Raw genomic sequence first — 22,754 nt, 5'->3', positions numbered from 1 at the left:
CGCTGCGCTGAAAAGAGCAGTTGCTCTTGATGTCGGCTTCAGGATTACGTCCTGTAGGACAATTCTAAGGTACTTCGTAATAATTCATTACAAAGACCTCGTAGCACGACGCTTCCAGCCGACTGCGCGGGCTATCTATATGCTGTGTCTCATGTCCCAAGAGAGCGCCATCATGCTGACCATTATTCCCCGCGCCGAAGACGTCGAAGGCCAACCGATCCTGCGCCCCCTCCCCGCTGCGCAATGCCGGAGCGTGGGGCCTTTCGTTTTTTTCGATCACATGCTGGAAACCACCTACGCCCCCGGCACCGGCATGGACATCCGCCAGCACCCGCACATCGGCCTGTCGACGCTGACCTACCTCTTCGAAGGCGAAATCCGACACAAGGACAGCCTCGGGAGTGATCAGCACGTAAGACCCGGCGAGGTCAGCTGGATGACCGCCGGCAGCGCCATCGCACACATCGAGCGCACTCCCGAAGCCTTGCACGCCAGCGGCTCTCGCCTGCATGGCCTGCAAGTCTGGCTGGCGTCGCCCAAATCCCATGAGCAAGGCGAAGGTCATTACAGCCATCACCCCGCCGCCACACTGCCGGTCAGCGACGGCATGGGCATTCGGATCCGCGTGATTGCCGGCGAAGGCTTTTGCCTGAAGTCGCCGGTGCCGGTGCTCTCGCCTACGCTCTACGCCGAACTGAACCTGCAAACCGCGACGACGTTGCGAATCCCGGCCGAGCACGAACAGCGCGCGCTGTACGTTATCGAAGGCGATTTACTGCTGGATGGCGAGCCGGTACAGCCGCGCAGTCTGGTGGTGCTGGATGCAGGCAGCGAGCCAACGCTCTGTGCGCAGAGCGAATGCCACGCGGTACTGATTGGCGGTGCGCCACTGGATGGACCGAGAAGGATGAACTGGAATTTCGTGGCCAGCGATCCGGCGCTGATTGAACAGGCCAGGGCGAAATGGGCGACCGGAGACTGGCCGACCGTGCCGGGGGAAGTGGAACGGATTGAGTTGCCGATGGCGCGAAGATAGCCGCTCGGTCACATACTCTGTAGGAGCCCGCTTGCTGGCGAAGCTTTCAGGCGAGGCAACTGCTGACAGTGGAAGTCCAAGCGAGTCAGCAGCCACCTGCTTCAGCTGATCAACCCGCAAACACCTCGTCCAGCAGGTTGTGCATCGAGGTAAACGCGCGCTTCGAAACGGTCGGGTTGTACATCTGTACGCCCGGGTTGTTCGCGTGCGGGTCGGTGAACGAATGGAACGCCCCGCCGTAGCTCAGCAGTTGCCAGTCGACGTTGGCAGCGTTCATCTCGGCTTCGAACGCCGGCAGTTGCTCTTTCGGCACCAGAGGATCGGACGCGCCGTGCATCACCAGCACTTTGCCCTTGATGTTGTTGGCGTCAGCCGGGTTCGGCGTGTCGAGCGTACCGTGAAAGGACACCGCAGCCTTCAACGGCGCACCGGTGCGCGCCAGTTCCAGTGCGCAGCAACCGCCAAAGCAGAAGCCAAACGCCGCCAGCCGGGACGTGTCGACGGTGGCTATAGTCTGCGTGGTCAGGTGATCCAGTGCGGCCTTCATGCGCTTGTTCAACAGCACACGATCATTCTTCAACGGCATCATGGCAGCCGCCGCTTCATCGCCATTGGACGGGCGCACGTGCTGGCCATAGAGATCCGCCAGCAACACCACATAGCCCTTCTCCGCCACATCCTTGGCAATCTGCTCGGCGTCTACGCTCACACCCATCCAGTTAGGCGCCATCACCAGACCCGGTGCGGCCTGACCGCCTTCGCTGAAGGCCAGACGACTCTCGTAGCTCACGCCGTCGATTTCATACACGACGGACTGCACGGTCACATTGCTCATAGCGAACTCCTGCTGATAAGGATGGAGGGAGATTAAATGACAAAACCCGCCGGAGCGGGTTCTGCCGTGACGCGGATGTTAAACCGAGAGCTCGACCAACAACTTGTTCAAACGGCGCACGTAGGCAGCCGGATCTTTCAAGCTGTCACCGGCCGCCAGCGCAGCCTGGTCGAACAGGATGTGCGACAGATCACCGAAGCGGTCTTCATTCTGCTCGTTGTCCAGCTTGCCGATCAGTGGGTGCGACGGGTTGAATTCGAAGATCGGCTTGGAGTCCGGCACCTTCTGACCGCTCGCTTCCAGGATCTGACGCATCTGCAGACCCAGGTCCTGCTCGCCAATCGCCAGAATCGCAGGCGAATCGGTCAGACGGTGGGAAACTCGCACTTCACTGACGGCATCGCCCAGCGCCGTTTTCAGGCGCTCGATCAGGCCTTCCTTGTCCTTGGCGACTTCTTCCTGGGCCTTCTTGTCCTCTTCGGAATCAAGCTTGCCCAGGTCCAGATCACCGCGCGCCACGTCGACAAAACCCTTGCCGTCGAAGTCGCTCAGGTAGCTCATCAGCCACTCGTCGATACGGTCGGTCAGCAGCAGCACTTCAATGCCTTTCTTGCGGAAGACTTCGAGGTGCGGGCTGTTCTTGACCTGCGCGTGGCTTTCGCCGGTGAGGAAGTAGATCTTGTCCTGACCTTCCTTGGCGCGCGACAGATAGTCGGCCAACGAAACACTCTGCTCGCCGCTGTCGTCGGAGGTCGATGCGAAGCGCAGGAGACCGCCGATCTTTTCCTTGTTGGCGAAGTCTTCGGCCGGGCCTTCTTTCAGCACCTGACCGAAGTTTTTCCAGAAGCCCTTGTATTCTTCCGGCTGGTTTTTCGCCAGCTTCTCCAGCATGTCCAGCACGCGCTTGGTCAGCGCGGACTTCATCGAATCGATGATCGGGTCTTTCTGCAGGATTTCACGGGATACGTTCAGCGACAGGTCGTTGGAATCGACCACGCCCTTGATGAAGCGCAGGTACAGCGGCAGGAACGATTCGGCCTGGTCCATGACGAACACGCGCTGCACGTACAGCTTGAGGCCGCGTGGTGCTTCGCGCTGATACAGATCGAACGGCGCGCGGGCCGGCACGTACAGCAGCGAACTGTATTCCAGCTTGCCTTCAACCTTGTTGTGGCTCCAGCTCAACGGGTTTTCGAAATCGTGGGCGATGTGCTTGTAGAACTCCTGGTATTCCTCGTCCTTGACCTCTGTACGCGGACGGGTCCACAGCGCGCTGGCGCGGTTGACGGTTTCCCACTCTTCAACCGGCTCGGCATCACCTTCGACCGGCGCTTGTTCTTTCGGCAGCTCGATCGGCAGGCCGATGTGGTCGGAATACTTCTTGATGATGTTGCGCAGACGATAGCCGTCAGCGAACTCGTCTTCGGCGCTCTTGAGGTGCAGCACGATGCGCGTACCGCGATCGGCTTTCTCAAGGGTAGCGACTTCGAACTCGCCCTCGCCCTTCGAGGACCAGTGCACACCTTCGCTGGCGGGCAAGCCGGCGCGACGGGTGAACACTTCGACCTGATCGGCAACGATGAACGCGGAGTAGAAACCGACGCCGAACTGACCGATCAGGTGGGAATCTTTCTTCTGATCACCGGACAGGTTCTTCATGAAGTCGGCCGTGCCGGACTTGGCGATGGTGCCCAGGTGAGTGATGACATCTTCGCGGCTCATGCCGATGCCGTTGTCTTCCAGGGTGACGGTCTTGGCGTCCTTGTCGTAGCTGACACGGATCTTCAGCTCGGCGCCGCCTTCCAGCAGCTCAGGCTTGGACAGTGCCTCGAAGCGCAGCTTGTCCACCGCGTCGGACGCGTTGGAGATCAGCTCGCGAAGGAAAATTTCCTTGTTCGAGTACAGCGAATGGATCATGAGGTGCAGCAGCTGCTTCACCTCGGTCTGGAAGCCCAGGGTTTCCTTTTGAGTTTCCACACTCATGGTCATCAAACTCCAATTAGTCCACACAAATAGGGGTAGCTGCGCGAAACGCCGAGGGCGGCTCCGAGCAACGCGTTGTCAACAAGGTGGGGGCTGGGGAGACGATTTCAAGGGACAGGCGTGCTGCCGGTGAAGAATCTTCACCTCGGAAAATCTTCAAGCCGCCGATCTGTTGATCTGACGACGGCAGATAAACGATTAACCACCTCAGCCCGGCTGAGGTGTTACACCGCTGAGACGCTTATGTATTTATCCCGCCGGAACATGGAACTAACTTTATAACCGAATGCTCGAAGGCACGTTGATGACCAATAAGGAGAAACACCCCATGCGTAAATCTTTAGCTATTGCCCTCATGCTTTCTGCCACTCTGGGCCTCGCCGCCTGTGACAAAAAATCCGAAGATAAACAGCAAGATGCAAACAAGGCTGCCGAGCAGTCGCAAGAATCGATGCAAAAAGCGCAAGACAAAGTGAACGACGCTGCCAAAGAAAGTCAGGAAGCCGCTCAAAAGAACGCTGAAGCCGCTCAAGAGCGCGCTAAAGAAGCGAACCAGGCAGCACCTGCAACTAAGCAGTAAGTTTCCAGAGTTTCAAAAAGCAAAGCCCGCATTTAGCGGGCTTTGCTTTGTGTATCAAAAAATCAGTTCTGCTTCAGAATGATCGGCGCAGTGATCTCACGGCGCGCCGACCTCCCCCCTCAGGCCAGCGCTTCGCTGCGCTTGCCCAGCATGCGATCCACCACGAACGCGACGAACAGCGTGATCAGCGACGGGGTCAGCCAGGCCAGGCCTTGCTCGCTCAACGGCAGGTGAGCCAGCGAATCCGGCAGGTACACACCCAGCGCAGACCCCTTGACCGCGTCCACCGCACCGATCAGGAACGCCACCGCCATGACCGGCGCGACGATCCGCCCCTGCTCATGCCAGAAATCCTTGCAGAAGCTCAACGTCACCAGTGCAATGCACGGCGGGTAGATGGCGGTCAGCACCGGGATCGAGAACTGGATCAGCTTGGTCAGGCCCAGGTTGGACACCAGCAGCGAAAACGCCGCCAGCAGGATCACCAGCGTCTTGTAGGACAGCGGCAGAACACGGCTGAAGTATTCGGCGCAGGCGCAGGTCAGGCCAACCGCGGTCACCAGGCAGGCCAGCGAGATCAGCACGGCGAGGAAGCTGCTGCCCAAGGTGCCGAAGGTGTGCTGGACGTAGGCGTGCAACACGGCGGCGCCATTGGTTGCACCGGCGGCAACGGCATGGCTGTCCGAGCCCAGACGGAACAGGCTGATGTAGACCAGCGCCAGACCGACACCGGCGATCAGGCCGGCGATGATGGCGTAGCGAGTGATCAACCGAGGCGACTCGACACCGCGGGAGCGAATCGCGTTGACGATGACGATGCCGAAAACCAGCGCGCCCAGGGTGTCCATGGTCAGGTAACCGTTGATGAACCCTTGGGAAAACGGCGCCGCGACGTAGGCAGGTTCTGCGATACCGACCTCACCCGCTGGCAGGACAAACGCGGCGATCCCGAGGATGGCCAGGGCGATGATCTTCAGCGGCGCGAGGAACCGGCCCACGGTGTCGAGCAATCGACCCGGGTAAAGGGAGATCCAGAACACCAGCACGAAATAAACCAGGCTATAGAGAAACAGCGCGAGCGGGCTTTCACCGGTCAGCGGCGCCAGACCGACTTCAAACGACACCGTCGCTGTGCGCGGCGTGGCGAACAGCGGACCCACGGACAAGTAGCAGACGGCGGCGAGAAGGGTGCCGGCGACCTTGCCGATCGGACTGCTCAACGCGTCCATCGCGCCGCCGACCTTGGCGAGCGCAATCACGGTCACCACCGGAAGGCCGACCGCCGTGACCAGAAAGCCCAGGGCGGCCATCCATACGTTGGGGCCGGCCTGGAGGCCTACGATCGGGGGGAAGATGATATTGCCAGCGCCTACGAACAGCGCAAACGTCATGAAACCCAGTGCCAGAATGTCCTGGCCTTTCAACACTTTCATTAAGGAAACCACACTGCTGAATCGGAATTAAGAAGAGGATTTCCCTGAGGGTGGGGGAAATGCTGCCCGCCCTTTTAAGACAGACCCTGAGCGTGCCGCCGCTCCTTGTGGGAGCCGACTGCACAAAACGGCGGCTAGCCTACCCTATTTGGCGCACCGATACAGGGCGCTGCGACCGCTGAATGCATGTTCGTGTCGCATATCAGAAATGTCTTACAGAATCGCGGCCGGGCATCAGGCAAATCGAAACGCCAGAAACGCAAAAGCCACCCGAAGGTGGCTTCTGTTGATCAGGCAGTGAGACGAGGGCGATTAAGCCTTCTTCACTTCCCAACCGGTCAGCTCAGCCAGGGCTTTGCCGATGTCTGCCAGCGAACGCACGGTTTTGACGCCTGCGTCTTGCAGTGCAGCGAATTTCTCGTCTGCAGTGCCTTTGCCGCCAGAGATGATCGCGCCCGCATGGCCCATGCGCTTGCCCGGAGGAGCAGTCACACCCGCGATGTAGGAAACGACTGGCTTGGTCACGTGTGCCTTGATGTAGGCAGCCGCTTCTTCTTCAGCCGAACCGCCGATCTCGCCGATCATGACGATCGCTTCGGTCTGCGGGTCTTCCTGGAACAGCTTCAGGATGTCGATGAAGTTCGAACCCGGGATCGGGTCACCACCGATACCGACGCAAGTCGACTGACCGAAACCGGCGTCAGTGGTCTGCTTCACAGCTTCGTAAGTCAGGGTGCCGGAACGCGACACGATACCGACTTTGCCTGGCAAGTGAATGTGACCTGGCATGATGCCGATCTTGCACTCGCCTGGTGTGATGACGCCTGGGCAGTTAGGGCCGATCAGGACCACACCCAGTTCGTCGCACTTGACCTTGGCTTCGAGCATGTCGATGGTCGGGATGCCTTCGGTGATGCAGACGATCAGCTTGATGCCGCCGAACGCTGCTTCAAGGATGGAATCCTTGCAGAACGGAGCTGGAACGTAGATGACCGAAGCGGTGGCGCCGGTTTTTTCTACTGCTTCGGACACGGTGTTGAACACTGGCAGGTTCAGGTGCGTGGTGCCGCCCTTGCCTGGGGTCACGCCGCCAACCATTTTGGTGCCGTAGGCAATGGCTTGCTCGGAGTGGAAGGTACCCTGGGAGCCGGTGAAGCCCTGGCAGATAACCTTGGTGTCTTTATTGATCAGGACGCTCATTATTTGCCCTCCGCAGCTTTGACGACTTGTTGAGCAGCGTCGGTCAGGCTGGTAGCTGCGATGATGTTCAAGCCGCTTTCTGCCAATACTTTAGCGCCCAGCTCAGCGTTGTTGCCTTCAAGGCGAACAACAACCGGGATTTTCACGCCGACTTCTTTCACGGCGCCAATGATGCCTTCGGCAATCATGTCGCAACGAACGATGCCGCCGAAGATGTTGACCAGTACTGCTGCGACGTTGGTGTCGGACAGGATGATCTTGAACGCTTCGGTAACGCGTTCCTTGGTTGCACCGCCGCCTACGTCGAGGAAGTTGGCTGGCTTGCCGCCGTGCAGGTTGACGATGTCCATGGTGCCCATGGCCAGACCAGCACCGTTGACCATACAGCCGATGTTGCCTTCCAGTGCCACGTAGTTCAGTTCGAACTTGGCAGCGTGGGCTTCACGTGGGTCATCTTGCGATGGGTCGTGGAAAGCCTTCAGCTTGGGCTGACGGTACATGGCGTTGGCGTCGATGTTGATCTTGGCGTCGAGGCAGTGCAGATCGCCGTCAGCCTTGATCACCAGCGGGTTCACTTCCAGCAGTGCCAGGTCATGGTCCTGGAACAGCTTGGCCAGACCGGTGAAGATCTTGGCGAACTGAGTGACCTGCTTGCCTTCCAGACCCAGCTGGAATGCCAGATCGCGACCCTGGAATGGCTGAGCGCCAACCAGTGGATCGATGGTGGCTTTGAGAATCTTCTCAGGCGTGTCGTGCGCGATTTTCTCGATGTCCACGCCACCTTCGGTGGAAGCCATGAACACGATACGACGGCTCGAACGATCGACTACAGCGCCCAGGTACAGCTCTTTGGCGATGTCAGTGCACGATTCAACCAGGATCTTGGTGACTGGCTGACCGTTGGCATCAGTCTGGTAAGTGACCAGACGCTTGCCCAACCACTGTTGAGCGAACGCAGCTGCGTCTTCCTTGCTGCGAACCAGCTTGACGCCGCCCGCTTTACCGCGACCGCCTGCGTGAACCTGGGCTTTGACAACCCACTCGGTTCCGCCGATCTTGTCGCACGCTTCTGCTGCTGCTTCCGGGGTGTCTACTGCATAGCCCTTGGATACTGGCAGGCCGTATTCAGCAAACAGCTGCTTACCCTGATACTCGTGAAGATTCATGCTTATTACCGTCTTCGTTAGGTACTGCGCATTCGGTGCTGCTCGTCAAAGCGTGCCGCACCACCTGTGACCGCTTCTCCCGGAGAGCGCAAGCCAAGCATCAAGCCTGTCCTTCGCTGCCGGGAGTTCGAGTCCAACGGACCTTCCGCGGTAAGCCCTGCGAGCAGGACCTACGACGGGCGGACCGTCGTGGTTATTTTCAGCGTTTTTTCTTGTTCTGGATGTGGATGGCGCCGCCATTCACAGCCAGTGCCGCTTCGTGCAGCGCTTCGGACAGCGTCGGGTGGGAGAAGACCATCATGCCGATGTCTTCGGCACTGGTGCCGAACTCCATACCGATCGCGCCCTGCTGTACCAGCTCTGCAGCGCCAGGGCCAATGACGTGTACACCCAGTACACGGTCGGTCTTGGCATCAGCGATGACCTTGACGAAACCGCCGGTGTCATTCGCTGCCATTGCACGGCCGCTGGCCGCGAACGGGAACTGACCGACGTTGACTTCAACGCCTTCAGCCTTCAGCGTCTGCTCGGTTTTGCCGACCCAGGCGATTTCCGGGTGAGTGTAGATAACCGACGGGATCAGGTCGTAGTTCATCTGGGTCTTGTGACCCTTGATGCGCTCGACAACCATGATGCCTTCTTCGGATGCTTTGTGCGCCAGCATCAGACCACGAACCACGTCACCGATCGCGTACACGCCAGGAACGCTGGTCTCGCACTGCTCGTTGACGAAGATGAAACCGCGCTCGTCGATGTCGACGCCGCTATCGGCAGCCAGCAGCTCGGTGGTCACCGGGCGACGGCCAACGGCCACGATCACGCGGTCGAAGGTGATGTTCTGCTCGCCGTCCTTGTCGGTGTAGGTCACGACGACTTCGTCGCCATTGACCTTGGAACCGGTCACGCGAGCGCCCAGCTTGATGTCCAGACCCTGCTTGGTGAAGGTCTTCTGCGCTTCCTTGGCAACGGCTTCGTCAGCGGCCGGCAGGAATTTCTCCAGCGCTTCGAGAACCGTCACCTTGGCACCCAGGCGAGCCCAGACCGAACCCAGTTCCAGACCGATAACACCGGCGCCAATGACGCACAGGCGCTCAGGCACTGCCGGGAATTCCAGGGCGCCTGTCGAATCGACGATGGTGACCTGATTGACCGGAGCCGGCGGAATGTCGATGGGACGCGAACCGGACGCCAGAATGATGTTCTCGGCTTCGATGACTTCGGTGGTGCCGTCAGGCTTGGTCAGCTCGACTTTCTTGCCGGCCAGCAGCTTGCCGTGGCCTTGCAGGGAAGTGACGCCGTTAGCCTTGAACAGGCTGGCAACGCCGCCGGTCAGGCCTTTGACGATCTGCGCCTTACGGCTGATCATCGCAGCAATGTCCATTTTCAGGTCGCTGAGCGAGATACCGTGAACGCCGAACTGGTTCTTGGCTTCGTAGAATTTCCAGGAGCTGTCCAGCAGCGCCTTGGAGGGGATGCAGCCCACGTTCAGGCAGGTACCGCCGAGGGCCAGCTTGCCCTCTTTATCCTGATACTTCTCGATGCAGGCAGTCGTGAGACCGAGCTGCGCGGCCTTGATAGCGGCCACATAGCCGCCAGGGCCAGCGCCAATCACTACCACGTCGAATTTCTGGGACATAGAAAAGAGTTCCTCTTTAGCTGCGAGCTTTAAGCCACAAGCTGCAAGCTGATCCGTGATGCTTTACAGACGAGTTGCAGCCTGTTCATTAGGATGTTGCGACGACCCAAGCGTCGGCGCCAGGCTGCTGTAACTTGCAGCTTGACGCTTGCGGCTTGCAGCTGTCCTTGAATCAGATGTCCAGCAACAGACGCGCCGGGTCTTCCAGCAGGTTCTTGATGGTCACCAGGAACGTCACGGCTTCTTTACCGTCGATCAGGCGGTGATCGTAAGACAGCGCCAGATACATCATCGGACGGATAACGACCTGGCCGTTGATCGCCATAGGACGCTGCAGAATGTTGTGCATGCCCAGGATGGCCGCTTGCGGCGGGTTGACGATCGGGGTCGACATCATCGAACCGAAAGTACCACCGTTGGTGATGGTGAAGGTACCGCCAGTCATCTCGTCGATGGACAGTTTGCCGTCACGGGCTTTCTTGCCGAAGGTGGCGATGCCGCCTTCGATTTCAGCCAGGCTCATCTGCTCGGCGTTGCGCAGCACCGGAACCACCAGACCGCGATCGCTCGACACGGCAACGCCGACGTCGGCATAACCGTGGTAGACGATGTCGGTGCCGTCGATCGAAGCGTTGACGGCCGGGTAGCGTTTCAGCGCTTCGGTCGCAGCCTTGACGAAGAACGACATGAAGCCCAGGCGTACGCCGTTATGGGACTTCTCGAACAGGTCCTTGTACTTCGAACGCAGCGCCATGACTTCGGTCATGTCGACTTCGTTGAAGGTGGTCAGCATCGCCATGTTCGACTGAGCTTCAACCAGACGCTCTGCAACCTTGGCGCGCAGACGGGTCATCGGCACGCGCTTCTCGGTGCGATCGCCGACGGCAGCCACAGGAGCAGCGGCAGCAGCAGGCTTGGCGGCAGGTGCGGCGGCCGGAGCGGATTTCTTCGCTTCGATGGCAGCAACGACGTCTTCCTTGGTGACGCGGCCATCTTTGCCTGTGCCTTTGACGCTGGACAGGTTGATACCGTTTTCCTCAGCCAGCTTGCGGGCAGCCGGAGCGCCGATGGCGTCTTCGTCACCGGAAGCGGCGGCAGGTGCAGCGGCAGCCTGGGCAGGCGCAGCGGCAGCAGCCGGGGCCGATGCAGCAGCGGCTGGGGCGGCAGCAGCGCCGCCCGCTTCGATCGAGCCCAGCAACTGGTTCGACAGGACGGTAGCGCCCTCTTCGGCAACGATTGCGCCCAGCACGCCGTCAGCTTCGGCCAATACTTCCAGCACGACCTTGTCGGTTTCGATATCAACGATCAGGTCGTCACGCTTGACGGCGTCGCCCGGTTTCTTGTGCCAGGTAGCAACGGTGCCGTCGGCAACGGATTCCGGGAAAGAGGGGGCTTTGATCTCAATAGCCATTATCTGTAATTCCTTTAATTCGGTTTCTAGTGCGCGAAGGCGTTAAACGGAAAACGCGTCTTTCAGCAGTTTTTCCTGCTGTTCGGCGTGCATCGAAGCGTATCCACAAGCAGGAGCAGCGGAAGCATCACGGCCGGCATACTCGAGGACGAGGTTGCGGTTGTGATTGCCGATGCTGCGGCGCAGGTGGTGCTGACTGCTGTACCAGGCGCCCTGGTTCATCGGTTCTTCCTGACACCAGACCACGTTGGTCAGATTGGTGTAAGACGCGATCGCGTCCATCAGGTCGTCTTCCGGGAACGGATAGAGCTGCTCGAGACGCACGATGGCGATGTCTTCGCGGCCTTCGGCACGGCGTTTTTCCAGCAGGTCGTAGTAGACCTTGCCGCTGCACAGCACCAGACGCGTCACTTTCGCGGCATCGAGGGTGTCGATCTCCGCAATGACAGTCTGGAACGAGCCATGGGCCAGATCTTCCAGGGTCGACACGGCCAGCTTGTGGCGCAGCAACGACTTCGGCGTCAACACGATCAGCGGTTTGCGCAGCGGACGGATCACCTGACGGCGCAGCAGATGGTAGATCTGAGCCGGAGTGGTCGGTACGCAGACCTGAATGTTGTGCTCGGCGCACAATTGCAGGTAGCGCTCAAGACGTGCCGAAGAGTGCTCCGGGCCCTGCCCTTCGTAGCCATGGGGCAACAGCATGGTCAGACCGCACAGACGGCCCCATTTGTGCTCGCCGCTGGTGATGAACTGGTCGATCACGACCTGTGCACCGTTGGCAAAGTCACCGAACTGGGCTTCCCAGATCACCAGCGCATTTGGCTGAGTGGTCGAGTAACCGTATTCGAACGCCAGCACGGCTTCTTCCGACAGGAACGAATCGTACAGGTCAAAACGAGGCTGACCGGCGTACAGGTTCTGCAGAGGCACGTAGGTCGCGCCGTCTTTCTGGTTGTGCAGCACGGCGTGGCGGTGCGAGAACGTACCGCGACCGACGTCCTGCCCGGTGATGCGCACCTGATGACCTTCGAACGCCAGCGTGGCGTAGGCCATGGTTTCGGCGTAGCCCCAGTTGATCGGAAGGCCACCGACTTGCATCTTCTGGCGGTCTTCGTAGATTTTCTGGACCTGACGCTGAACCACGAAACCTTCCGGCACCTCCATCAGCTTGGCTGACAGCTCCTGCAGGGTCTTGAGGTCGAAACTGGTGTCGTGACGTGCGGTCCACGCGTGACCCAGGTACGGCCGCCAGTCAACGAACAATTCCTTGTTCGGCTCCTTGACCAGGCTTTTGACAACGTGCATGCCGTTGTCCAGCGCGTTACGGTACTCGTCGACCTTGGCCTGAGCGGCTTCAGCGTTGAGAATGCCGGCGGTGGCCAGCGAATCGGCGTACAGCTCACGGGTGGTGCGCTGCTTGGCGATCTGCTGGTACATCAGCGGCTGGGTGCCACTCGGCTCATCGGCTTCGTTGTGGCCGCGACGACGGTAGCAGACCAGATCGATGACCACGTCACGCTTGAACTGCATGCGGTAGTCGATCGCCAGCTGGGTCACGAACAACACGGCTTCCGGATCATCGCCATTCACATGGAGGATCGGCGCCTGAATCATCTTGGCAACGTCGGTCGCGTACTCGGTGGAGCGCGAGTCTTCCTGCTTGCTGATGGTGAAGCCAACCTGGTTGTTGATCACGATGTGGATCGTGCCGCCCGTCTTGAAGCCACGGGTCTGCGACATCTGGAAAGTTTCCAGCACCACACCTTGACCTGCGAACGCGGCGTCGCCGTGAATCGAGATCGGCAGCACTTTCTCGCCAGTGGCGTCGTTACGACGGTCCTGACGGGCGCGCACCGAACCTTCGACCACAGGCGAAACGATTTCCAGGTGGGACGGGTTGAACGCCATCGCCAGGTGGACTTCGCCGCCGGTGGTCATCACGTTGGACGAGAAGCCCTGGTGATACTTGACGTCACCTGAACCCAGCTCGACCTTCTTCTTGCCTTCGAACTCGTCGAACAGGTCGCGCGGGTTCTTGCCGAAGGTGTTGACCAGCACGTTGAGACGGCCACGGTGGGCCATGCCGATGACCACTTCCTTGGTGCCGTAGGAACCGGAGCGCTGAATCAGCTCGTCGAGCATCGGAATCAGGCTTTCGCCGCCTTCCAGACCGAAACGCTTGGTGCCAGGGTATTTGGTGCCCAGGTACTTTTCCAGACCCTCGCCGGCCGTCACACGCTCGAGCAGGTGGCTCTTGATGTCGGCGGAATAGGCAGGACGGCCACGCACGCTTTCGAGGCGCTGCATGAACCAGTTGCGCTGGTTGGAATCGACGATGTGCGTGAACTCGGCGCCGATGGTGCGGCAATATGTCTGCTGCAACGCCTCGACGATTTCACGTAGGCTCGCTTCTTCCTTGCCGATGAACAGGTCGCCGGCGCGGAATGTGGTATCGAGGTCAGCGTTGGTCAAACCGTAATGGTTAATCGACAGGTCAGCTGGCGCAGTACGCTTCCACAGACCCAGAGGATCGAGTTGCGCGCCCTGATGGCCGCGCATACGGAATGCCTGGATAAGTCGCAGCACTTCAACTTGCTTCTTTTCATGCTCGCTGCTCACGCTGCCGGCAGAGACCGGTTGGGCGCGGCGCTGGTTTTTCCCCAGCAACACAAAATGATCGCGAACCGTCGAGTGCGATACATCGGTGGCAGTGCTGCCGTCAGCCGGCAACGTCTGAAAATAGGTGCGCCACTCTTCTGGCACAGCGTTAGGGTCGTGCAGGTAGAGCTCGTAGAGCTCTTCCACATAGGCAGCGTTACCACCGGAAAGGTGGGCGCTGTTCCACATGCGCTGCATCACGCTTTCTTGCATGCTTGGTCACCCTCGGTTAGGGGACACCATCGGCGTCGATGCCAGCGCAAACTTGAAAAGTCCATGTGCAGCGACTTCAAGTCACTAGGAATCACGCAGATAGTCCGGGTACCAGCCCGGATGCCCCTGCTGGTTTCATTTCTTCAAAATAAGAGCTGAAGCCATACGACAACTGCTCAGGTTAAAACTACGGCGCCGGTTGAAGCCTGCGCCGCAGCGTTTACGGGTGCTGCAGTAGCGGGTGCTGCGGTGTTACAGATGCGGCAAACTCAGACACCGCTTTTGAGCAGCATGTTGCGCACGTGACCGATAGCCTTGGTTGGGTTCAGGCCTTTCGGGCAAACGTTGACGCAATTCATGATGCCGCGGCAGCGGAATACGCTGAACGGATCGTCCATCGACGCCAGACGCTCTTGCGTCCGGGTGTCGCGGCTGTCAGCCAGGAAACGATAGGCTTGCAGGATCGCAGCAGGACCCAGGAACTTGTCGGGGTTCCACCAGAAGGACGGGCAGGACGTCGAGCAGCAAGCGCACAGAATGCACTCGTACAGGCCGTCGAGCTTTTCCCGCTCTTCCGGGCTCTGCAGGCGCTCGATGGCCGGAGCAGGCGTGTCGTTCTGCAGGAATGGCTTCACCTTCTCGTACTGCTTGTAGAAGATGCTCATGTCGACGGCGAGGTCACGGATGACCGGCAGGCCAGGCAGTGGACGCACCACCAGCTTGTTGCCCTTGACCACCGCCGAGAGCGGAGTAACGCAGGCCAGGCCGTTCTTGCCGTTGATGTTCATGCCATCGGAGCCGCAAACACCCTCGCGGCAAGAGCGACGATAGGAGAAACCTTCGTCCTGCTCTTTGATCAGGGCCAGCACGTCCAGCACCATCAGGTCTTTACCGTTGGTATTGACCTGAAAGTCCTGCATGAACGGTGCTGCGTCCTGATCCGGGTTGTAGCGATAAACACTGACTTGCAACATATCGGCCACCCTTAGTAAGTCCGAATCATGGGTTCGAAAGTCGGAACAGTCTTCGGTGAGAAGTTCACGGCACGCTTGGCCACGCGCTTTTCACCCGGGAAATACAGGGTGTGGCACAGCCAGTTGATGTCGTCGCGATCTTCGAAGTCTTCACGGGCGTGAGCGCCACGGGATTCCTTGCGATGCTCGGCGGCGATCGCCGTGGCCTCAGCCACTTCCAGCAGGTTTTGCAGCTCCAGCGCTTCGATCCGGGCAGTGTTGAATGCCTGGCTCTTGTCGTTGATCTTGACGTTGGCGATGCGCTCGCGCAGGTTTGCCAGCTGGGCAATACCCTTCTGCATGTATTCGCCGGTACGGAACACACCGAAGTAGTTCTGCATGCAGCTTTGCAGCTCTTTGCGCAGGGTCGCGACGTCTTCGCCATCGGTACGCGAGTTCAGCCCGTTGAGGCGAGCCAGCGCGACATCGATGTCGGTTTCGGAAGCGCGACGGTAGTCGACGCCTTCGTTGAGCGCCTGCTCCAGGTGCAGACCGGCAGCACGACCGAACACCACCAGATCGAGCAGCGAGTTGCCGCCCAGACGGTTGGCACCGTGAACCGATACGCACGCCACTTCACCGACCGCGAACAGGCCCGGGATGATGGCGTCGACGCCCGCGGCGTCCTGGGTGATCGCCTGACCATGAATGTTGGTGGCAACGCCGCCCATCATGTAGTGGCAGGTCGGCACGACAGGGATTGGCGCAACGGCCGGATCCACGTGTGCGAAGGTTTTGGACAGTTCCATGATCCCTGGCAGACGGCTGTGCAGCACTTCCTCACCAAGGTGATCGAGTTTGAGCATCACGTGGTCGCCGTCAGGACCGCAACCGTTGCCGGCGATGATCTCTTTAACCATCGACCGAGCCACAACGTCGCGACCGGCCAGGTCCTTGGCGTTTGGCGCGTAGCGCTCCATGAAACGCTCGCCGTGCTTGTTGATCAGGTAACCGCCTTCACCACGGCAGCCTTCGGTGACCAGTACACCTGCGCCGGCAATGCCGGTCGGGTGGAACTGCCACATTTCGATGTCCTGAACCGGTACACCGGCACGCAACGCCATGCCCACGCCGTCGCCGGTGTTGATAAGGGCGTTGGTGGTGGAGGAGTAGATGCGGCCGGCACCGCCGGTGGCCAGTACAGTCGCGTCGGCGCGAATGTAAGAGGTTTCACCGGTTTCGATGCAGATGGCGATGATCCCGACAAACGCGCCGTCCTGGTTCTTCACCAGATCGACTGCGTAGTACTCGTTAAGGAATACGGTGCCGGCTTTAAGGTTGGCCTGATACAGGGTGTGCAACAGCGCGTGACCGGTACGGTCGGCGGCAGCACAGGTACGTGCAGCCTGACCGCCCTTGCCGAAGTCTTTCGACTGGCCGCCGAACGGACGCTGATAGATGCGGCCCTGCTCGGTACGGGAGAACGGCAGACCCATGTGTTCGAGCTCGAACACGGCTTCAGGACCCACGGAACACATGTATTCGATAGCGTCCTGGTCACCGATGTAGTCGGAGCCCTTGACGGTATCGTACATGTGCCAGCGCCAGTCATCGTTCGGATCGGCCGAAGCGATTGCGCAGGTGATGCCACCCTGAGCGGAAACGGTGTGGGAACGAGTCGGAAAGACCTTGGTGACTACAGCGGTCTTGTGGCCGCCCTGAGCCAGTTGCAGTGCGGCACGCATGCCCGCGCCGCCGCCGCCAATGATGATGGCGTCGAATGAAAGCGAATTGATGTTAGCCATGGATCAGATACCCCAAAGAATCTGCACACCCCAGACGAAGTAAGCGAACATCGCAATGCCGCACACCGCCTGGAACAGGAAACGCACCGCCGTCGCGGACTTGCCCAGCGCCATCGGCGTCAGGTAGTCAGTCGCGATGGTCCACATGCCAACCCAGGTGTGAGCCGCCAGGGCAACGAGGGCCAACAAACTGAAGATGCGCATTGCGTTATGGGAGAACAGCGCGTGCCACGTGGCGTATTCAAGGCCAGGGTGCGCGATCAGGTACCCGATCAGGAAAATGAAATAAGCCGCGAGTACGACGGCGGAAACGCGTTGCGCCATCCAGTCATACAGGCCCGAACGAGAAAGGTTGGTGACGTTGGTTACCATATCCACACTCCTGCCAGAACGATCACCACCACAGACACGGCGATAACGATTTTAGAGCCCAGCTTGCCGCCTTCCAGCGTTTCGCCGATGCCCGAGTCCATGATGAGATGACGGACGCCCGCCACCAGGTGATACAGCAGTGCGGACAGAAGAGCCCAGATCACAAACTTGGCCAGCGGACTGGTCAGTCCCGCTTTCACCGACGCGAAGCCTTCCTCGGAGTCGAGCGACAGGTCCAATGCATAAAGCATGATGGCAATGCCGACGAAGAGGATGACACCGGAAATACGGTGAAGGATGGACGTGTAAGCAGTGATAGGGAGTTTGATGGTCCTTAGGTCTAGGTTTACAGGTCGTTGGCTTTTCACGGCTTTTTTTCACACTGAAGAGCCCTAACACTCAGGGCAAGTTGTTGGGAAGTGTACTGGTCAGGTACCCACTACCCAGGAAGTGACCAACCCCGTTTAATCAGGCCTGAAAGCCCCTGGCGGTCGGACGCCGAGTATAGACAGTTAGCCAACTAATGACAACGCGCAGACCCTGTCCCAAGGGTGGATTGCTTTAGCCCGATAATTGGCGTAAATGGCCCGCAATTTCGACGAAAACCCCACGTTAAAGCCTTCTGCTACAAGACTTTTGGCAAATTGACTTTAGAATTTATCTCACTATAGTGATGCGGGCCCTGCGTGGGGGGTCTGTCTGATGATTTGAAGCATAATTAGGAGGCCACATGGCTGATAAAAAAGCGCAGTTGATCATCGAGGGCGCAGCCCCCGTCGAGCTGCCCATTCTGACCGGCACCGTTGGTCCCGATGTTATCGACGTACGCGGCCTGACTGCCACCGGACGCTTCACATTCGACCCAGGCTTCATGTCCACGGCCTCATGTGAATCGAAAATCACCTACATCGATGGTGACAACGGCATTCTCCTGCATCGCGGCTACCCGATCGAACAGTTGGCCGAGCAATCGGACTACCTGGAAACCTGCTACCTGCTGCTTAACGGCGAACTGCCAACCGCCGAGCAAAAAGCCGAATTCGTCGTCACCGTGAAGAATCACACCATGGTGCACGAGCAACTGAAAACCTTCTTCAACGGTTTCCGTCGTGACGCCCACCCGATGGCCGTCATGTGCGGCGTGGTCGGCGCCCTTTCGGCGTTCTACCACGACTCCCTGGACATCAATAATCCGCAGCACCGGGAAATCTCTGCGATCCGTCTGGTCGCCAAGATGCCGACCCTCGCCGCGATGGTTTACAAGTACTCCATGGGTCAACCCATGATGTACCCGCGCAACGACCTCAGCTACGCGGAAAACTTCCTGCACATGATGTTCAACACGCCGTGCGAGATCAAACCGATCAGCCCGACGCTGGCCAAGGCCATGGACCGGATCTTCATCCTCCACGCCGACCACGAACAGAATGCCTCGACGTCCACCGTGCGCATGGCAGGCTCGTCGGGCGCCAACCCGTTTGCCTGTATCGCAGCCGGTATCGCCGCACTCTGGGGCCCTGCCCACGGTGGCGCGAACGAAGCGGTGCTGACCATGCTCGATGAGATCGGCGATGTGTCCAACATCGACACCTACATCGCCAAGGCCAAGGACAAGAACGATCCGTTCAAGCTGATGGGCTTCGGCCACCGCGTTTACAAGAACCGCGACCCGCGCGCCACCGTGATGAAACAGACCTGCGACGAAGTCCTGCGCGAGCTGGGCATCACCAACGACCCGCAGCTCGAGCTGGCCATGCGTCTCGAAGAGATCGCCCTGACCGACCCGTACTTCATCGAGCGCTCGCTGTACCCGAACGTTGACTTCTACTCGGGCATCATCCTCAAGGCGATCGGCATCCCGACCAGCATGTTCACCGTGATTTTCGCCCTGGCGCGAACCGTCGGCTGGATTTCCCACTGGAAGGAAATGCTGTCGAGCCCTTACAAGATCGGCCGTCCACGCCAGCTGTACACCGGCGAAGTGTCACGCGACATCGTCCCGCTGGCCGAGCGCAAGTAACTCGGCAGCGCCCACGAAGACACAAAAAGGCTGCCCTCGGGCAGCCTTTTTCGTTTGTAGCTTTAGCGTTGCAAGCGAACCGATCAGTCCTTCTCTGCCCGGTCCTTGAGCGCCTTGAGCGTGTTGAACGGCGCATCCACCACGAACTTGTTCGCCAGCCAGGATGGCACGCTGCCACCAGGCTCGGTGTGCACCTGATAGGTGACCTCGGTCAGGTTGTCGCCCTTGGGCACAAACTTCCAGAACCCCTCAACCTGCGCCACCCGTACAAAGCCCTTCTCTTCCGGGATGTACTTGGGATCGCCTTCCAGCTCGCGGGTCACGCTGCCATCGGCGCCTTCAACGGTCGTCACCTTCAGCACCGAATCCCGGGGAGTGACCGGCCACGGCGTGTTGAACTGGGAGTAGGTCCAGGTTTTGTCGCCATCGTGCTTGATGATCTTCTGCAGCTTGCACTCGTGAATCCAGGCGCACGCGGCGGCCACGTCTTCCTGCAACGCTCTGAGCTTGCCGATGCCCGCCTTGATGGTTGTTACGCCTTGATAGGCCTTGTACTGCGAACCGGGCACTTCGCTGAGGGAGACTTTGATGCCCTCCTCGTTCTTCGCGACTTTCCACTCCTCAGCCTGCGCTGAAGCTGCCACCCATACAGTCAGTCCCAACCCGAAAGCAATGCGGTACAGCGAACTCATATGTTGTTCCTTATTGTTGAAGTTCAGTCGTGCCTCGGCCGTGCTTCACGCCACCGATGTCATCTTTTCCCACCAGCCGATCAGACGGATCGCGTCCTCAGGACCGGTGCCACACACCTCAGGCTCCGCCGCAAACTGACCACACACCGCCGGCCTCCCCGGCTGCCCGAAGATGCCGCAGAGCATGTCCAGCGACAGGTGCAGGCAGCGCATGCCCGCAGGTTTGCCGTCGGGCATGCCGGGAATCGGTGAAGTAATGGACGGCGCAATGCAGCACGCGCCGCAGCCTGGTCGGCATTCCATGAAAAGAACCTGTGTGACAGTGAGGACGATGGCCGGATCTTACGCCCTAAAACACACGTTTGAAATCGGACGTGCTTGCACTGCCGGCCAACGTCACTGTTTGAATTTGAAATCCAGCGCAGCGCCTTCCACGTCCTTGCGCGCCTCATTGCGCAACTGCAGGTCCATCTCGTTGCTCAACAGACGGCCTTGCATCTGGAAGTCAGGGTCAGCGTTTGCATCAGGGAACATTTTCGGTAGCAGCGGCTTGGCACCCGAGGATGGGGCTTTAGCCTTCGACGCGGAGGTGATGACGTTAGACGGCGGGGTCAGCTGTTTTACCATCTCGGGCGGCAGGCTGAGATCCAGCGGGACTTTGTTCAGCCGCGTTTCCTTCACCACCTGGGAGGCCGATTTGCTTTTGCTGGCAACCGGGGCACGCCGCGCGACTTCGGCGTTATCCGCTTTAACCTTGGCGGATTTGGCGTTGGCGCCTGCAGGCTTATTGTCAGCCGTGTTGGTGATCGTTCGCGGCGCTTCAGCCGACGCCTTGCCCGACGCAACAACCGGCACGGTCGTGATATTCGGCGCAAGGGAATGGACCGCTGGCGCGTCCGCTACAGGCTTGTCCGCCGATGCAGGCGCAGGCGCAGACTCAGATTCAGCGACGGGCTTCGCTGCCTTGGCAGCCTCGGCCGGCGCATCAACACGCGCGGCCGGCGCCGAAGCGGTGGCTTTCGCCGGTGGAGCGGGCGCTTTATCGGCATCACAGGCGCTCAGCAACACCAACAACATCACACTTATACAACGCAGTGATTTCATAGTCTGAACGGCAGTAAGTAAGACAGGGGCCATATGCTGGCCCTTTGCACGGCGGCTGACAAGTTGACCTGTCCGCCTCCCCCGATAGTATGGAAAGCTGGCAACCCTACGAGTTCACCAGGATTGCCCGGCATCCTGGCACAACTGCTTGGCCAGCATGCCCACCGTCATTAACGCCCTCTCCGCTTCACGGTTCCACGGCAGCCCGCAGTTCAGGCGAATGCAGTGGTTGAACTGCTCCGTGTTACTGAAAATCAGGCCCGGCGCGATGCTGATGCCCTGCTCCAGCGCGCGCACGTGCAGCTCCTGAGTGTTCACCCGTCCCGGCAGACTGATCCACAGAATGAACCCGCCCGCAGGCCGGCTGATCTGCGTGCCTTCGGGAAACATCTGTTGCACCGCCAGCTGAAACGCGCTGAGATTTTTGCGGTGCTCCTGGCGGATAAAGCGTAAGTGCCGGTCATACCCGCCGTTTTCAAGGTAGGACGCCACCGCCATCTGCGTCACGCTGCACGCTGAATGGGTGCTGAAGGTTTGCAGGCGCTGGATTTCCGCCTGGTATTTCCCGGCGATCATCCAACCGATCCGCACCCCAGGCGACAGGGTCTTGGAGAAGCTGGAGCAGTAGATGACATGGCCCAGCCGGTCGAAGGCCTTCAACGCCTTGGTCTTGTTCTGCTCGTACATCAACTCGCCGTAGATGTCGTCTTCGATGATTTGAATGTCGAAGTCCGACGCCAGGCGCAGGAGGTGTTTCTGCCGCTCTTCCGGCATGGTGCTGCCCAACGGATTGCTCAGTCGCGACGTCATCACCAGCGCCTTGATCGACCATTGGTTGGCCGCCAGCTGCAGCGCTTCCAGGCTGATCCCGGTGTTTGGGTCGCTGGGGATTTCGATGACTTTCAGGCCGAGCAGATCGGCCAGTTGCAGCAGGCCGTAATAGGTCGGGGATTCTGCCGCGATCAGGTCGCCCGGGCTGGTCAGCACCCGCAGCGACATTTGCAGCGCATCGACGCAGCCGTGGGTGATCACCACTTCAGAGGGGTCGATCACCACGCCGGCGTCACGCATGCGAATCGCCACCTGACGACGCAGCGGCTCGAAGCCGGGGCTGAACATGTAATTGAACGCCCGAGGGCTCTGAAAGCGGGTGACCTTGGCCAGTTGCTGATGCAACGCGCGCAGCGGCAGGTAATCGATATGCGGGACAGCAGCGCCAAACGCGAACACCCCTTCCCGCCGGGCTTCGACCAGTACCTGTTGAATGATGCTGGCGCGGGTGACCAGACCGGGGCGCTCCACTCGCGCAATATCGGGGGTCGCCGCCGTGAGGGCCGGGGTTTGATGGACGTAATAACCGGACTGCGGCCGGGCACGGATCAAACCCTGGTCTTCAAGGTTGGCGTAGGCCTGCAGGACGGTGGCATGACTGACGTTGAGCTGGGAGCTCATCTTGCGCACCGAGGGCACGCGCTCGCCCGGCTGATACACGCCCCGGCGAATGTCCTCGGCCAGCTGCTGGGCGATGCGTTGGTAAAGCAACAGACTGGTCATTTCGCGTCCCTCGATCCCGTGCTTTGATCATGCGTGCGGCAATCAGAAGAGAAGGATCACCGGAACAGTTCGGAAGTGTACGGTGACAGTTCCTGTTCCG

At 59.6% G+C, this 22,754-nt stretch carries 19 protein-coding genes; 3 read left to right on the top strand and 16 right to left on the bottom strand.

What is annotated here, in order from left to right; all coding sequences use genetic code 11:
• Positions 1–172 precede the first annotated feature (172 nt).
• Positions 173–1,036: a pirin family protein gene (locus tag L4G42_RS15725; RefSeq protein ID WP_237254149.1), complete on the top strand. Its 864-nt coding sequence runs from the start codon at positions 173–175 to the stop codon at positions 1,034–1,036.
• A 109-nt stretch (positions 1,037–1,145) separates the two neighbouring features.
• On the opposite strand, the gene L4G42_RS15720 is transcribed toward L4G42_RS15725, so the two are convergent.
• Together L4G42_RS15720 and htpG are read right to left on the bottom strand one after the other, a co-directional pair.
• On the bottom strand, positions 1,146–1,871 hold the full coding sequence (locus tag L4G42_RS15720; protein ID WP_237254148.1) for a dienelactone hydrolase family protein: 726 nt from the start codon (positions 1,869–1,871) through the stop codon (positions 1,146–1,148).
• Between the two features lie 78 nt (positions 1,872–1,949).
• Positions 1,950–3,854, bottom strand: coding sequence for a molecular chaperone HtpG (htpG, locus tag L4G42_RS15715; protein ID WP_237260933.1), 1,905 nt, complete (start codon positions 3,852–3,854; stop codon positions 1,950–1,952).
• 328 nt (positions 3,855–4,182) lie between these two features.
• Between htpG and L4G42_RS15710 the strand changes: the two genes are divergently transcribed.
• Positions 4,183–4,434 (top strand): hypothetical protein, encoded by a 252-nt coding sequence (locus L4G42_RS15710; RefSeq protein ID WP_065986299.1) that lies wholly within the window; start codon positions 4,183–4,185, stop codon positions 4,432–4,434.
• Between the two features lie 119 nt (positions 4,435–4,553).
• Here the strand turns inward: L4G42_RS15710 and brnQ are convergent, their stop codons facing one another.
• The 10 genes from brnQ to sdhC form a co-directional block, all read right to left on the bottom strand.
• A complete protein-coding gene (brnQ, locus tag L4G42_RS15705; RefSeq protein ID WP_237254146.1) occupies positions 4,554–5,867 on the bottom strand; it encodes a branched-chain amino acid transport system II carrier protein in 1,314 nt (437 codons plus the stop codon).
• Positions 5,868–6,179: 312 nt separating this feature from the next.
• On the bottom strand, positions 6,180–7,067 hold the full coding sequence (gene sucD / locus L4G42_RS15700) for a succinate--CoA ligase subunit alpha (protein WP_237254145.1): 888 nt from the start codon (positions 7,065–7,067) through the stop codon (positions 6,180–6,182).
• The gene (gene sucC / locus L4G42_RS15695; RefSeq protein ID WP_004882574.1) at positions 7,067–8,233 is read right to left on the bottom strand and encodes an ADP-forming succinate--CoA ligase subunit beta; all 1,167 of its coding nucleotides are present in this window, start codon (positions 8,231–8,233) and stop codon (positions 7,067–7,069) included. Before sucC ends, sucD begins: the two co-directional genes overlap by 1 nt.
• 199 nt (positions 8,234–8,432) lie before the next feature.
• Complete coding sequence (lpdA, locus tag L4G42_RS15690; RefSeq protein WP_237254144.1) at positions 8,433–9,869, bottom strand: dihydrolipoyl dehydrogenase; 1,437 nt, start codon at positions 9,867–9,869, stop codon at positions 8,433–8,435.
• Positions 9,870–10,041: 172 nt separating this feature from the next.
• Complete coding sequence (gene odhB / locus L4G42_RS15685) at positions 10,042–11,280, bottom strand: 2-oxoglutarate dehydrogenase complex dihydrolipoyllysine-residue succinyltransferase (RefSeq protein ID WP_237254143.1); 1,239 nt, start codon at positions 11,278–11,280, stop codon at positions 10,042–10,044.
• A 42-nt stretch (positions 11,281–11,322) separates the two neighbouring features.
• Complete coding sequence (locus tag L4G42_RS15680; protein ID WP_237260931.1) at positions 11,323–14,154, bottom strand: 2-oxoglutarate dehydrogenase E1 component; 2,832 nt, start codon at positions 14,152–14,154, stop codon at positions 11,323–11,325.
• A 269-nt stretch (positions 14,155–14,423) separates the two neighbouring features.
• On the bottom strand, positions 14,424–15,128 hold the full coding sequence (locus L4G42_RS15675; protein ID WP_237254141.1) for a succinate dehydrogenase iron-sulfur subunit: 705 nt from the start codon (positions 15,126–15,128) through the stop codon (positions 14,424–14,426).
• A gap of 11 nt (positions 15,129–15,139) precedes the next feature.
• On the bottom strand, positions 15,140–16,912 hold the full coding sequence (sdhA, locus tag L4G42_RS15670) for a succinate dehydrogenase flavoprotein subunit (protein ID WP_237254140.1): 1,773 nt from the start codon (positions 16,910–16,912) through the stop codon (positions 15,140–15,142).
• Positions 16,913–16,915: 3 nt separating this feature from the next.
• On the bottom strand, positions 16,916–17,284 hold the full coding sequence (gene sdhD / locus L4G42_RS15665; RefSeq protein WP_133771632.1) for a succinate dehydrogenase, hydrophobic membrane anchor protein: 369 nt from the start codon (positions 17,282–17,284) through the stop codon (positions 16,916–16,918).
• On the bottom strand, positions 17,278–17,652 hold the full coding sequence (gene sdhC / locus L4G42_RS15660; protein WP_133771634.1) for a succinate dehydrogenase, cytochrome b556 subunit: 375 nt from the start codon (positions 17,650–17,652) through the stop codon (positions 17,278–17,280). Before sdhC ends, sdhD begins: the two co-directional genes overlap by 7 nt.
• A 362-nt stretch (positions 17,653–18,014) precedes the next feature.
• On the opposite strand from sdhC, the gene gltA reads away from it, so the two are divergent.
• Positions 18,015–19,304 (top strand): citrate synthase, encoded by a 1,290-nt coding sequence (gene gltA, locus L4G42_RS15655; RefSeq protein ID WP_037009384.1) that lies wholly within the window; start codon positions 18,015–18,017, stop codon positions 19,302–19,304.
• An 83-nt stretch (positions 19,305–19,387) separates the two neighbouring features.
• Here the strand turns inward: gltA and L4G42_RS15650 are convergent, their stop codons facing one another.
• The 4 genes from L4G42_RS15650 to L4G42_RS15635 form a co-directional block, all read right to left on the bottom strand.
• A complete protein-coding gene (locus L4G42_RS15650; RefSeq protein ID WP_237254139.1) occupies positions 19,388–19,996 on the bottom strand; it encodes an START domain-containing protein in 609 nt (202 codons plus the stop codon).
• A gap of 45 nt (positions 19,997–20,041) precedes the next feature.
• Entirely contained in the window at positions 20,042–20,299 is a 258-nt protein-coding gene (locus L4G42_RS15645; protein WP_237254138.1) for a YkgJ family cysteine cluster protein, read from the bottom strand.
• A 93-nt stretch (positions 20,300–20,392) separates the two neighbouring features.
• Positions 20,393–21,073, bottom strand: coding sequence for a translation initiation factor 2 (locus L4G42_RS15640; RefSeq protein ID WP_237254137.1), 681 nt, complete (start codon positions 21,071–21,073; stop codon positions 20,393–20,395).
• Between the two features lie 141 nt (positions 21,074–21,214).
• Positions 21,215–22,654, bottom strand: a complete 1,440-nt coding sequence (locus L4G42_RS15635) for an aminotransferase-like domain-containing protein (RefSeq protein WP_122538388.1) — start codon at positions 22,652–22,654, stop codon at positions 21,215–21,217.
• Between the last annotated feature and the right edge of the window lie 100 nt (positions 22,655–22,754).

This window comes from Pseudomonas petrae, assembly GCF_021728295.1.
Lineage (GTDB): Bacteria > Pseudomonadota > Gammaproteobacteria > Pseudomonadales > Pseudomonadaceae > Aquipseudomonas > Aquipseudomonas petrae.
The sequence above is the reverse complement of the archived record's forward strand: the minus strand, read 5'-3'. Positions and strand labels throughout refer to the sequence as shown.

Bases quoted from the DNA above. Each gene is read 5' to 3' on its own strand.
- sucC (WP_004882574.1), bottom strand. From the start codon at position 8,233: ATGAATCTTCACGAGTATCAGGGTAAGCAGCTGTTTGCTGAATACGGC.
- L4G42_RS15645 (WP_237254138.1), bottom strand. From the start codon at position 20,299: ATGGAATGCCGACCAGGCTGCGGCGCGTGCTGCATTGCGCCGTCCATT.
- L4G42_RS15635 (WP_122538388.1), bottom strand. From the start codon at position 22,654: ATGACCAGTCTGTTGCTTTACCAACGCATCGCCCAGCAGCTGGCCGAG.
- L4G42_RS15680 (WP_237260931.1), bottom strand. From the start codon at position 14,154: ATGCAAGAAAGCGTGATGCAGCGCATGTGGAACAGCGCCCACCTTTCC.
- odhB (WP_237254143.1), bottom strand. From the start codon at position 11,280: ATGGCTATTGAGATCAAAGCCCCCTCTTTCCCGGAATCCGTTGCCGAC.
- lpdA (WP_237254144.1), bottom strand. From the start codon at position 9,869: ATGTCCCAGAAATTCGACGTGGTAGTGATTGGCGCTGGCCCTGGCGGC.
- sucD (WP_237254145.1), bottom strand. From the start codon at position 7,067: ATGAGCGTCCTGATCAATAAAGACACCAAGGTTATCTGCCAGGGCTTC.
- L4G42_RS15675 (WP_237254141.1), bottom strand. From the start codon at position 15,128: ATGTTGCAAGTCAGTGTTTATCGCTACAACCCGGATCAGGACGCAGCA.
- L4G42_RS15650 (WP_237254139.1), bottom strand. From the start codon at position 19,996: ATGAGTTCGCTGTACCGCATTGCTTTCGGGTTGGGACTGACTGTATGG.
- gltA (WP_037009384.1), top strand. From the start codon at position 18,015: ATGGCTGATAAAAAAGCGCAGTTGATCATCGAGGGCGCAGCCCCCGTC.
- L4G42_RS15725 (WP_237254149.1), top strand. From the start codon at position 173: ATGCTGACCATTATTCCCCGCGCCGAAGACGTCGAAGGCCAACCGATC.
- sdhA (WP_237254140.1), bottom strand. From the start codon at position 16,912: ATGGCTAACATCAATTCGCTTTCATTCGACGCCATCATCATTGGCGGC.
- brnQ (WP_237254146.1), bottom strand. From the start codon at position 5,867: ATGAAAGTGTTGAAAGGCCAGGACATTCTGGCACTGGGTTTCATGACG.
- htpG (WP_237260933.1), bottom strand. From the start codon at position 3,854: ATGAGTGTGGAAACTCAAAAGGAAACCCTGGGCTTCCAGACCGAGGTG.
- sdhD (WP_133771632.1), bottom strand. From the start codon at position 17,284: ATGGTAACCAACGTCACCAACCTTTCTCGTTCGGGCCTGTATGACTGG.
- L4G42_RS15640 (WP_237254137.1), bottom strand. From the start codon at position 21,073: ATGTTGTTGGTGTTGCTGAGCGCCTGTGATGCCGATAAAGCGCCCGCT.
- L4G42_RS15710 (WP_065986299.1), top strand. From the start codon at position 4,183: ATGCGTAAATCTTTAGCTATTGCCCTCATGCTTTCTGCCACTCTGGGC.
- L4G42_RS15720 (WP_237254148.1), bottom strand. From the start codon at position 1,871: ATGAGCAATGTGACCGTGCAGTCCGTCGTGTATGAAATCGACGGCGTG.